Source organism: Ramlibacter albus, from assembly GCF_014297445.1.
In the GTDB taxonomy this organism is placed as follows: domain Bacteria; phylum Pseudomonadota; class Gammaproteobacteria; order Burkholderiales; family Burkholderiaceae_C; genus Ramlibacter; species Ramlibacter albus.
Window position 1 is genome coordinate 15,559 of record NZ_JACORU010000012.1, and the last position, 11,370, is coordinate 26,928.

An 11,370-nucleotide genomic window follows, 5' to 3' on the forward strand; every position below is an offset into this window, starting at 1 on the left:
GCCACATGCACGCGACCGACCTCCTTTCACGCTGGCGCGCGGCGCTTCCCGCCCTGGTGCTGGTCGCCGGCATCGCGCTGTCGTTCGGCATCGCGAGGCTGTTCGAGCAGGAGTCGGTCGAAGAGGCGCGCGCTGTGTTCGAGGCCAGGTCGGCGATGAATGTCGCGCAGGTCGAAGACCGGCTGCGTGCGTACCAGGACCTGCTGCACGCGATGCGCGGCTTCTTCGATGCGAGCCGGGCGCCGGGGCGGGACGAGTACCGCGCTTTCACGGGCGCGCTCGAAGCGGGTTCGCGCTACCCGGAGCTGTCGGCTCTGGAATACGCCGAACACGTCACCGCCGCAGCGCACGACGCGTTCGCACTGCGTACCGCGGCCTCGCCGATCCATCCGCCGGGAGAGCGTCGCGACTACCTGGTCGCCACGCTGGCCGAGCAGGTGCCGGCGGGCGAAGACAGGCTGGGGCTCGACTGGCGCTCGGTCGCCCAGCTGGGCGGCGCTGCGGAGCGGGCGCGCAGTTCGGGGACGGTGGCGGGCACGACGCGTTTTTCGACGCCGGAGACTGCCGCGCAGCCCGGCCGCGATGCGAGCGCCACGCTGATGCTGGCCGTGTACGAGGGCGGCGGCGTTCCGGCCGATGCGCGGGGGCGCTGGCTGCAGCTGCGCGGCGTCGCCGCCGTGCACCTGCGCATCGAGGCGCTCGTGGCCGCCGCGCTCGGCGCGGAGGCACTGCAGAAAGTGCGCGTGCGGATCGTCGAGCGCGGTGCGGGCGACCCGCTTTCGCAAGGGGCCAGGCGCGTGCTGTTCGACAGCATGCCCGGCATGCCGCCCGAGAAAGTGCGCCTCAACAGCATCTACACCACCACGCATTTCATCGCGCTGGGTGACGAGCACTGGGCCTGCGACCTCATGCCGCTGGACGACCCCATGGATGCCTTCGACGTGGTCAAGCAGGCCGCGATCCTCGCAGCGATGCTTGTGGCCAGCTGCCTCGCGGCGTGGCTCGTGCACGCCCATGGCACGCTGCGCCGCAGCCGCGAGCAGCTCCTGCAGGCCAACACGACGTCCACGCGGCTGCTGGCGCTCGGCGAGGGCCTGCAGGCGTGCGGCAGCCTCGGCGACGCGTTCGACGTCCTGGCCAGCGAGATCCCGATGCTGCTGCCGGCAACGAGCGGCGCCGTGCTGCTGCGCGAGGGTGGCGAATATGTGGAACACGCTTCGTGGGGGCTGCCGGCGACCACTGCGGTGTTCGGCACGGCACACTGCCAGGCCCTGCGGCGCGGCCACCTCTACGCCAATGAAGGCACGGCCGTGCGCTGCGCCCACCTCGGCGGCGGCCAGGTCGAGTTCGCGCGTTACGCATGCGTGCCGCTCGTTGCGCAGGGCGAACCGGTCGGGTTGATGCACGTGCAGCTCGAGACGCTCGACCCGCTGGCCTCGCCGACGCTGGCCGAAACTTCGGCGCTCGCCGCCGCGGTCGCGCAGGAAGTGGCGCTGACCCTCGCCAACCTCCGGCTGCGCGGCCAGCTCGAATCGCAGGCGATGCACGACCAGCTCACGGGGCTCTACAACCGCCACTACATGGAGTCGTGGCTGGAGCAGGAAACCCGGCGCACGCTGCGCAGCGGCAAGCCGCTGGCCGCGCTGATGATCGACATTGACCACTTCAAGCGCATCAACGACACGTGGGGGCACGAGGCGGGCGACAGGGTCCTGCGCGAGGTTGCGCTCGCGCTCAAGGACCTGGCGCGGGGCTCCGACGTCGTCTGCCGCTACGGCGGCGAGGAATTCCTCGTGCTGCTGCCCGAGGCCGCCCTCGAGCCTGCCCTGCGCCGCGCCGAGCAGTTGCGCGAAGCGGTCGCGCGCCTGGCGATCGAGCTGGGCGCACGCGGCGCCGAACGCGTGACCGTCTCGGTCGGGGTCGCCGCCTTCCCGGGGCAGGCCGCCTCGGCCGAAGCGCTCGTCGCGGCCGCCGATGCCGCGCTGTACGACGCGAAGGCAGGCGGACGCAACCGCGTCTGCGCCGCCGCACCCATCCGACCTGCCGCCGAGGCGGCGCCCGCCTGAAAGCCCGCCGATGTCCGCCCTTGCCATGCCCCAGCCTGCCGACGCTTCCCGTTCGCAATGGCCGAGCCCGCACCACATGCGGCTTGTCGACACCGGCACGCCGGGCGAAGGTGAGCGCGGGATGGCCACGCTCATGGGCGGCGAGAAGATGATGGGCCGCGTGGCGGAGATCGACTTCGACGCGCAGCTGCTCGCCTTCCAGGGCGAAGCGGGGCCGCGCCGCATGATCCCCTTCGACACGCTGCGCTCGCTCTTCCTGGCCCGCACGGTCGAACTGGAGGGCATCCCGCTGGCGGTGCCGCCGGGTGCCCTCGCGGCGAAGGCGCGGCCGCGCAAGCAGCGCTGCATCGTGCGCACCCGCGACGGCGGCAGCGTCGAGGCCGACGTGGCCGCCGTGCTGCCGCGGCCGAGCGGCCTGTTCCTCTTCGTGATCGGCTACGGCTCGTCGATCCTGCGCTGGTTCGTGCCGGCGCAGGCCATCGAGAACTACGAGCTCGCCGATGCGGACGCGCCGCCCCGTGCGGCCGCGACGCAGGGCGGTGCAGCCTTCACCCCGGGCGCCACGCAGGAGACCCCCGCGCAGGTGCAGACGGCGCTGGAGCGACAGAAGTCGCTGCCGCGCCGCCGCCTCGGCGACCTGCTGGTGGAGGACAAGCTGATCACGCCGGCGCAGCGCGACGAGGCGGCCGAGCGGCAGAAGCGCGACCGCCACAAGCTGTTCGGCGAGATCCTCGTGGACATGGGGGCCGTCGGCCCCGAGGCGGTGCGGCGCGTGCTGGTCACGCAACTGGGCGTGCCCTGCGTGAACCTCTCCCGGTTCCAGTACGACCCGAACGGGCTGCGCGCGCTGTCAGCGGAACTTGCGCGCAAGCACCTGGCCGTGCCGCTGTACCGCAGCGCCAAGCGCATCGCCATCGCCATCGAGAACCCGCTGTCGTGGCAGGCGCTTCACGAGATCGAGTTCTTCTGCGGGCTGAAGGTCGATCCGGTCTTCGCGGCGCACGACGAACTCGAGGCCGCGGTGGACCAGCTCTACGGGCCCGCCGCGGGCGAGAAGATCTCGCAGCTCGTGGACCGCCTCGACGCCGAACGCGAGGCCGACGACGCCGCGCCCGACCTCGTCGCCGAATCGGACAACACGCTCGTGCGCCTGGTCAACAAGATGATCATGGACGCGTGGCAGCAGGGCGCGTCCGACATCCACATCGAGTCGCGCGGCGACGACAAGGCGAGCCGCATCCGCCTGCGCACGGACGGGGTGATGAGCACGTACATCGAGGTGCCGCGCGGCTACCGCGCGGCGCTCGTTTCGCGCATCAAGATCATGGCGGGCCTGGACATCTCCGAGCGGCGGCGGCCGCAGGACGGCAAGATCCGCTTCCAGGACTTCGGCCCGCGCCGCATGGAGCTGCGCGTGCTCACGATGCCCACGGTCAACGGCCTGGAGGACGTCGTGATGCGCATCCTGGCCGCGCCGCGAGCGCTCACCATGGACCAGCTCGGCCTGTCGCCGCGCGACCTCGCGCAGCTGCGCACGATGGGCGCCCGCTCGTACGGGCTGCTGTTCGTGTGCGGCCCGACCGGTTCCGGCAAGACGACGACGCTGCACTCGGTGCTGGCGTCGATCAACACGCCCGACCGCAAGATCTGGACGGTGGAGGACCCGGTGGAGATCACGCAGGAGGGGCTGTGCCAGGTGCAGGTGAACATGCAGACCGGCCTGACTTTCGCGGCGGCGCTGCGCAGCTTCCTGCGCGCGGACCCCGACGTGACCATGGTCGGCGAGACGCGCGACGAGGAAACCGCGCGGACGGTCATCGCGGCCTCGCTGACCGGGCACCTCGTGCTGTCGACCATGCATACGAACAGCGCCGTGGAGAGCATCACGCGGCTCATCGACTTCGGCGTGGACCCGTTCAGCTTCTCGGATGCGCTGCTCGGCGTGATGGGTCAGCGGCTCGTGCGCCGGCTGTGCAGCTGCAAGGAGTCCTATGAGCCCGGCGTCGAGGAGTTGCAGGCGCTTGCGCGCGAGTGGACGCTCGGTTCCGAAGAGCAGCCCCAGAACCTCGTGGAGCGGTGGAAGGCACGCTACAGCGGCCCCGATGGCACGCTGCGCCTCTTTCGCCCCGCAGGGTGCGACGCCTGCGAACACACGGGCTACCGGGGACGCGTGGGAGTCTACGAGCTGCTGGTGGGTACCCCGAAGATGAAGGCGGCCATCGTCGCGAAGGCCGCGACCGCCGAGCTCGTGGCGCTGGCCTGCGCGGAGGGGATGGCCACCCTCGTGCAGGACGGCATCGAGAAGATTCTGCAAGGCCACGCCGACCTCGTGCAGGTGCTCGCGAGCTGCCGCTGACGCGGCAGCCGGCCGTCAACGCAGCTCCAGCCTGGCAACGGTGGAGGAGGCCCACGCGCGGCCCATGTCCGGGGGGGCCTGGGGGCGCAACGTGGTCGAAATCACCTTCGCGATGCTGTGCAATGCATCCTTCTCGCGCTGACGCTCGATGGCATCGGAGCTGTCCTCCATCGCACAGCACAGCGTGCCGAGCGTCGACTCCTCGTCGGCGACGACGGGCTCCGTGATGCAGGCGTCCGGATCGATGTGCTCGTGCGCGAGCGCCTCGTGCCTGCAATCGGCGACGTGCTGCGCGAAGAGCTCCTCGAGCGGATCGCACGGCACGCCGTCTTCGACGCGGTTCAGGTGCCGCCGCATCGGCACGCCGTCCACGAACTGCGAGACGAACACCACGTCCATCGACAGCTTCTGGCGGATGCGCTTGAGCAGGTCCGAGATCGGCTGGTACAGCGGATGGTCGGCGCCGTCGGCCGTGACGGTGACGAATTCGCCTTCGAGCACGACGGTGGCGCCGGCGTTCGTGCCGGATTCGAGGTCGGTGCGGTCATCCATGTGGGTTCTCCTGTTTTTCGCCCAACGACCGGGCTTGTTCCAAGTAGAACCGGCCGCGCGACGCGCGCAGGCGTGAAATGGCTGCACCGGATGCAGTGAAATGCCTAAGCCGCGACCAGCCCTTCGCGCAGGGCGCAGCGAATCGGCGTCGCTTGATTGCGTCAGGTCAAGCGCAGCGGTCCGTCAATCCGCCGCTTCTTCGTCCGGCAGCGGGATCCGCGCGACGATGCGCGTGCCCTGGCCCGGGGCGCTGTCCAGGGTGACACTGCCATTGAGCAGGTAGGCCCGCTCGCGCAGGCCGACGAGCCCGATCGACAGCGGCTTGCGCGGGTCGGCCGTGTTGAAGCCGACCCCGTCGTCGTCGATCCGCAGGACGAGCTGGCCGCCGTTGCGCCACGTCGACCCGCACCGCGCGCGCCTTGGCGTGCTTGGCGATGTTCTGCAGCGACTCCTGCACGATGCGGAACACGGCCGTGGCATACGGTTCGGGAAGCTCGACGTCTTCTCCCAGCGTGAGCTCACAGGCAATGCCGGTGCGCCGGGAGAAGTTGTTGGCAAGCCATTCGATGCCCGCTTCCAGCCCCAGGTCGTCCAGCACCATGGGGCGCAGGTCCGCGGCGATGCGCCGCGTCGCGGCGACGCTCGCGTCCAGCATGGCGGTCATTTCGTCCAGCTTGGCGGCCGCCCCCGCGTCGGCGGCGGATCGTTCCGCGAGCCAGCGCACGTCGAGCTTCATCGCCGTGAGGCTCTGCGCCAGCTCGTCGTGCAGCTCGCGCGCGATGCGCGCCTTTTCCTGCTCGCGCGCGGTGCTTGCCTCCGTGGCGAAGAGCGCCAGTTCGCGCTGCGCCTGTTCGCGCTCGGTGACGTCGCGCACGATGACGGTGTAGAGCTTGCCCTCGGGCGTGTCGATCTGCGAGATCGAGGCGTCGATGGGAAACTCCTCGCCGGACTCGCGCAGGCCGCGAATGACCATGCCGCCGCCCATGCGCCGCGACGTGACGCCCGTGCGGCCGAATTCCCGCACGAAGTCGGCGTGCCCGTGCCGGAAGCGGGCCGGCAAGAGCATTTCCAGGGGCTGTCCGACCACCTGCTCGCCCGGCCAGCCGAAAATCTGCTCGGCGGCCCGGTTGTAGATCACGATGCGCTGCGACTCGTCGATGGACAGGATGCCGTCCATGGCGGAGTCGAGCACGGCACTCCACCGCGCCTCGTTGCGCGCCACATGATCGTGCTGTTCGCGCTGGCGACGGCCGGCCTCCGCGAGCGCGGCGCCCAGCTGGTCCGCTTCGCGAAAGCCAAGGGAAGGCAACTGGACGGGCTCGCCGCGCCCGAGCATCGCGGAGCCGTCCACCAGGCGCGCGAGCGCGCCGGCCACCTGGCGCCCCTGAACCCATGCAACCAGGGCGCTCAGCGCCAAGACCAGCAGGGTGCCGGCCGCGACCCACAGCAATGCCGTGGTGAGCTCGCGCGCCAGCTCGCTCTTGGGGATCCCGATGCCCACGCCCCAGCCCGTGGCGGAAGCCTTGCTGTAGACCGTGGTGACCTCGATGCCTTCGAGGGTGCGTCCGTCGAGCGCCCCCGCGGTGGAACCGGCCAGGGCGTTGCGCAGCACCGGAGCGGCCGGTTGGCCGACGAAGCGCTCCGGCTGGGCGGTGCGGGCGACGATGATGCCATTGCCGTCCACCACCGCGCCGATCCAGCCGGCCGGCAGGCGCTGCTGCGCGATCAGCGCGGCGAAACGGTCGAACGACAGCCCCGCCGACAGCGCGTATCGCAAGGTCCCGTCGATGCGCACGGGCACGGCGACCACGGCGATCGGCTTGCCGGAGAACCCGGCGGGTACGACCCTGAACATGGGGCGGCCCTCGCGCACCACGGCCAGGGCGGGCGCCTTGTCACCGAGGACCGGCAATGCCGTGCCCCAGGGCCGGGATGTGTTGACCACCTGGCGGCCCTCGGCGTCCAGCAGGACGACGTTGGTGATGCCGAGCGAGGCGTGCATGCGCGCCGCGCGTTCGTGGAACAAGGCCAGGTCTCCGCGCGCGAGCGATGCCGAGCCCGCCAGAACCTCCAGGCCGGTCTCGAGTTCCTTCAGTTGGTGATCCACGGCCACCGAGAGCGCGCGCGCCGTGGCGAGGGCGGCGCCGCGCGCATCCGCCACGTTCTGGAAGTATTGCGCGACCACCAGCGCGAGCACGAGCAGCACCGCCGGGACCAGCGGCAACAGCACGATACGCAGCAGGCGCGCGCCGATCGTGGGCGTCTGCGGCCCAGCGCCAACCCTCGACTCCATCTGCACCCCTCCGCGCCGCAGGACCGGCGCCCACGGGGCCACTTTACAGTGTCTGTTCCGGGGCGCCGGGCCGGTCGCGTGCAGTGAAATGCCTAAGCGGCGATCAGGCCCTCGCGCAGGGCGAAGCGCGTGAGGCCGGCAACGTCGTGGATGCCCAGTGCCTCCATGATCCTGGCGCGGTGCGCGTCGACGGTCTTGGGGCTCAGCCCCAGCGCCCACGCGATCTCCTTGCTGGCCTTGCCGGTGGCGACCAGCACGAGCACCTCGCGCTGGCGCGGCGACAGCGTGACGGCCGCGCTTGCCTGGCGCTGAACCAGCAGGTGCGCCGCGGCGGGCGTGAAGTGGTCGCCCCGCGAAAGCACGCCGCGGATCGTGTCCTCCAGGTCGCGCGGCGGCCCATACTTGAGCACGAAGCCGCGTGCGCCGGCTGCGACGGCCCGGTACACAGCGGCCGGCGAGTCGTCCATGGAGAGTGCGATCACGGGCAGCCGGGGCCGCGTTTCGCGCAGCTTCGCGATGGCTTCGAAGCCGCTCACGCCAGGCATCATGAGGTCGGTCAGGACAAGGTCGGGGCGCAGGCCTTCGACGAGGCCAAGCAGCTCGGCACCGTTGCCGGCCTGTGCGACCACGGCCATGCCCGGCATGCCATCGAGCAGCGCCACGATGCCCGCACGGACCATCTGGTGGTCGTCCGCGATCACGATCCGGGTCACGCCGGGCGAGGTGCGGGCGTCGGGGGTCTCTGTGGGCGTCACTGGCGCGATTCTCGGGCACCAGTCCCGAGGCACCATTGCGCCGCGTCAACCCGCAGCGAAGCGCTCGCCGCACACCTTTTCGATCACGCCCACCACGACGCTCGTTTCAGCGCCCTTGGAGAAAGCCGGGTGGCCGCTGATCACGCCGCCGAGGTCGTCCACTTCGTCGGGTGTGGCCAGTTCCGTCATGAACACGACCGGGACGGCGGAAGTCGCGGGGTCGGCCGCGATGGCTGCCGCGAGTTCGCCGCCACCCATCCCGGGCATGTCGATGTCGCACAGCACGGCGTGGGGCTGGTGCTCTTGCAGCAGCCCCTTGACCTTGCGGGGGTCGCCCGTGGCGAGCACGTCGTAGAACGGCGCAAGGCGCCTTGCCATCAACCGGAGGACAGTTTCGTCGTCATCCACGATGACGACCCGGGGTCGCAGCGTCATGGAGTTCATCCCTGTGTCATGCCTGGCGTGCAGTTTGGACCGAACCCGCGCGCCGTTCAATGCGCTGCAAGCGAATCGCGGTTGCGTCCTACACCTTGCGGCCGCTTGTCCGCCGCAGGCGACCGGCTGTTTTCCAGGCGCGCGCGGCGCACCGCTTCACGCACTGCGAAACCGCGGCGACGACCTTCTCACGCGTGGCCTTGCGCACGCCCGCATCGGCGAGCAAGGGCCCGAGTTGCGCCGCCTGCTCGCACGCCTGCTCGATGCATTGCGCGGCAAACGCGCGCGGCAGGCCCGAGTCCGCCGCGAGCTTGTCGAGGTCCGTGCGCGAGGGCGCGCGTGCCTCGCCCATCACGCTGGTCTGGTGCCAGCCGGCCGGGCCGCTGCTGAACGTGAGGTCGTAGGCGGGCGAGAGCTTCCACTCGAAGCGCCGGTCCATGCGGAAGGCGAAGTTCTTCGCGTGGTCGTCGCGGTTGTGGAAGACGACGTTGAACACGCAGCGCGCGAAGGCCTTGCGCACCTCCTGCTCGTCGCGCGTGAAGAAGCGCGTGGCGCGCAGCAGGGCCTGGTAGTCGAGCGAGGGCAGGCGGAAGTCCGCGTGCAGCGCGCCGGCGGCGGAGAGGACCGGCACGCGCATGCCGTCCACGCGGTCGAAGCGGGCAACGCCGAAGGCGGCGAGGTCGCAGCCGAGGTCGAAGTGGCGGCTGTCGGGCATGTCGATGCCGCAAAGACGCGCGAGTTGCGCGTACGCGGCCTCGATCGCGCAGACCTCCTTGTGCTCGCCGCGGGCGGGGAATTTCACCAGCCACGGCTGGCCCGGTGCTTCCGGGTGTGTGCTGATGCGCCCGGTGGCGGGCTCGAGCTGCACGAGCGCCTTGGGGCGTGCGCCGTGGGGGGAGCCGCCGATGATGGCGAGTGTCTTGAGCGTGTCGAGGTCGCCGTCTTCGAACACCTCCGCGGCTGCGCGGCCGAGTTCGAGCAAGCTGTAGTCGCGCGCATCGAGTTCCAGCAGGGCGGCGGGGCGGAAGGCGAGGGCGCCCATTGCGCGCTCGCCGATGAAACTCAGGCGGTCGAGCGGCGAAAGCGTCTCCGGCTGCAGCCCGTGCTTGCGGAACACGCGGTCCATGAGCAGCATGCCCCAGCCGTCGGGCAGGGCGTCTTCGACAAGGCCGGGCAGGCCGACATGGGCCTGCGTTCCAAGCGGCAGCCGCAGCGGCGAGAGCTCGATTCCGCGGCGAACAGCCTCGGCGGAGTACTCGAAGATCGGCCCCTGCCCGATGTCCGCGAGCGTGCCGAGGTGCCACTGCTGCCCCCAGCCGCGGAACTCGACCTCGATCTTCTTCACGTGGCGCGCCGCCGTGGCGCGCGGCGACGCTTCGCGCGCTCGGCCCGTTCCATGTCCGCGATGCTGGTTGCCTGCTTGAGCGAGAACAACGAGTCCAACTCGCCGGCCAGCCCCAGGGCCATGGCGACACGCACCAGGCTCAGGACATGGCCCTGGCCGTCCTTTTCCAGCTTCTTGATCGCACCGCCCGACACCCCGGCACGCTGCGCCAGTTCCTCCTGCGTGAGCAGAAGTGCGAGACGCTGCTCGCGCAGCCGCGTGCCGAGCTCCCGGCAGAGTTCGTCGGCGGTTGCGAGGCGTGCATCCGATGGCATATGGACATCATTATATCTGTTAACCGGCCAATTGCTAGTTAACGGACACAATAATGTCCATATACCGACGCGCGGCCGGCCGGTCCTGACCCGCCCGGCCGCCGTTCACGGCATCAGCGAACCTGAACCGAGCCGTTGGCCTGCGCCGACGTCGACGAACGCGTGCTCGTCGACGCCGAGGGTTCGCCGCCCGTCGAAGCCTCGGTGCGCTCCTCCGTACGGGACGACGCGCTCACGTTGCCGTTGCCGGACACGCGGCGCGACCCGTTCGTCGCGACCGTGGCGCGGCGTTCCGCCTTCGTCTCGGTGCTGGTGCCCCCGGCGTGCACGGCCGGCCGCAGCGTGGGCTGCGAGCCGGACTGCGCTGCGGCCGCCGCCTGCACCGCGGACCGCGCTTGTGCCTGCGAGGAGGACCGTGCCGAGGCCGCAACACGCTCCACAGCGCGCGCGTTCGGCTCCACACGGCTCTTCGCCTTGGCGGTGCCGGTCGCGGCCACGCGGGTGGCGGTCGATTGGGTAGCCGCGCCCGCCGTGGTTGCCTTTGCGGACGTGTCTGTTGCCGTCGTCGTTGCGGTTGTGGCCGCGGTCCTGGTTGCCGTCGCAAGGCCTGCATCGGCGCGGTGGCGTGCCTCGCCGTAGACGATGTTGCCGTTGCCCGAGATCGTGACGAGGTCGCCGCGGGCCTGCGTTGCAGCCGAGTTGGCCGCGCCGGTCGTGAACGAAGGCGCCGTGGCCAGCGTCGCGGTTCCTGCATTGAGCGTCGACGTTCCCACGTTCGACGTGCCGCGCGCGGTGCCCGCGACGTTTCCGGCGGCGCTGCCCGCCGCATTGCCGAAAGTACCGGCGACGGGCGGCACGGGCACGGCCGCGCGGGTCGCGGCAGCGGCGTTGGCCGTTGCAGCAGCCGCCGCGTTGGCGCCGAAGTTCGCGCCCGCGGTGGGCGCCGGGAAGGCGGGGACCGCGGGGCGTGCAACCGCGCCCGCAGCCGCGCCCACCGCGCCTTGCCCCGTGGCTGTCGCGCTCCCCACGACGTTCAGGGGCGCCACCTGCGCGCTCGCGGCGGCAGCGAAGAACCCGGTCAGCATGATGCCGAGCAGTCTGGACATGAATGAACTCCTGTTTTCTTTCCCGACACGACGTCGGAGACGCGTGTTTAACCGCTCAGGAGAGGCCGGGGTAAGCAGGCGTTGCACGGGAGCGGCGCCCGCAACATGCGCTCCCGTTTTGTTGCATCCGCAATGGGTTCGATGTGAC

General features: G+C 70.8%; 9 protein-coding genes. 2 read left to right on the forward strand and 7 right to left on the reverse strand.

What is annotated here, in order from left to right:
• The first annotated feature begins 5 nt into the window (after nucleotides 1-5).
• Entirely contained in the window at nucleotides 6-2,066 is a 2,061-nt protein-coding gene (locus H8R02_RS24580; RefSeq protein WP_187084155.1) for a sensor domain-containing diguanylate cyclase, read from the forward strand.
• 10 nt (nucleotides 2,067-2,076) lie between these two features.
• A complete protein-coding gene (locus H8R02_RS24585) occupies nucleotides 2,077-4,422 on the forward strand; it encodes a GspE/PulE family protein (RefSeq protein WP_187084156.1) in 2,346 nt (781 codons plus the stop codon).
• A gap of 15 nt (nucleotides 4,423-4,437) precedes the next feature.
• Here the strand turns inward: H8R02_RS24585 and H8R02_RS24590 are convergent, their stop codons facing one another.
• The 7 genes from H8R02_RS24590 to H8R02_RS24620 all read right to left on the reverse strand — a co-directional run bounded on the left by H8R02_RS24590 (nucleotide 4,438) and on the right by H8R02_RS24620 (nucleotide 11,222).
• Nucleotides 4,438-4,974, reverse strand: coding sequence for a hypothetical protein (locus tag H8R02_RS24590; RefSeq protein ID WP_187084157.1), 537 nt, complete (start codon nucleotides 4,972-4,974; stop codon nucleotides 4,438-4,440).
• 166 nt (nucleotides 4,975-5,140) lie between these two features.
• Nucleotides 5,141-7,267, reverse strand: coding sequence for a PAS domain S-box protein (locus H8R02_RS30550; RefSeq protein WP_255429541.1), 2,127 nt, complete (start codon nucleotides 7,265-7,267; stop codon nucleotides 5,141-5,143).
• Nucleotides 7,268-7,359: 92 nt separating this feature from the next.
• On the reverse strand, nucleotides 7,360-8,022 hold the full coding sequence (locus H8R02_RS24600) for a response regulator transcription factor (RefSeq protein ID WP_187084158.1): 663 nt from the start codon (nucleotides 8,020-8,022) through the stop codon (nucleotides 7,360-7,362).
• Between the two features lie 45 nt (nucleotides 8,023-8,067).
• Complete coding sequence (locus H8R02_RS24605) at nucleotides 8,068-8,457, reverse strand: response regulator (RefSeq protein WP_187084159.1); 390 nt, start codon at nucleotides 8,455-8,457, stop codon at nucleotides 8,068-8,070.
• A gap of 88 nt (nucleotides 8,458-8,545) precedes the next feature.
• On the reverse strand, nucleotides 8,546-9,802 hold the full coding sequence (locus H8R02_RS24610) for a type II toxin-antitoxin system HipA family toxin (protein WP_187084160.1): 1,257 nt from the start codon (nucleotides 9,800-9,802) through the stop codon (nucleotides 8,546-8,548).
• Complete coding sequence (locus H8R02_RS24615; protein WP_187084161.1) at nucleotides 9,799-10,116, reverse strand: helix-turn-helix domain-containing protein; 318 nt, start codon at nucleotides 10,114-10,116, stop codon at nucleotides 9,799-9,801. The genes H8R02_RS24610 and H8R02_RS24615 overlap by 4 nt, the downstream gene beginning before the upstream one ends.
• A gap of 113 nt (nucleotides 10,117-10,229) precedes the next feature.
• Nucleotides 10,230-11,222, reverse strand: a complete 993-nt coding sequence (locus H8R02_RS24620) for a hypothetical protein (protein WP_187084162.1) — start codon at nucleotides 11,220-11,222, stop codon at nucleotides 10,230-10,232.
• Nucleotides 11,223-11,370: the final 148 nt, after the last annotated feature.

Bases quoted from the DNA above. Each gene is read 5' to 3' on its own strand.
- H8R02_RS24590 (WP_187084157.1), bottom strand. From the start codon at position 4,974: ATGGATGACCGCACCGACCTCGAATCCGGCACGAACGCCGGCGCCACC.
- H8R02_RS24585 (WP_187084156.1), top strand. From the start codon at position 2,077: ATGTCCGCCCTTGCCATGCCCCAGCCTGCCGACGCTTCCCGTTCGCAA.
- H8R02_RS24605 (WP_187084159.1), bottom strand. From the start codon at position 8,457: ATGACGCTGCGACCCCGGGTCGTCATCGTGGATGACGACGAAACTGTC.
- H8R02_RS24615 (WP_187084161.1), bottom strand. From the start codon at position 10,116: ATGCCATCGGATGCACGCCTCGCAACCGCCGACGAACTCTGCCGGGAG.
- H8R02_RS24580 (WP_187084155.1), top strand. From the start codon at position 6: ATGCACGCGACCGACCTCCTTTCACGCTGGCGCGCGGCGCTTCCCGCC.
- H8R02_RS24620 (WP_187084162.1), bottom strand. From the start codon at position 11,222: ATGTCCAGACTGCTCGGCATCATGCTGACCGGGTTCTTCGCTGCCGCC.
- H8R02_RS30550 (WP_255429541.1), bottom strand. From the start codon at position 7,267: ATGGAGTCGAGGGTTGGCGCTGGGCCGCAGACGCCCACGATCGGCGCG.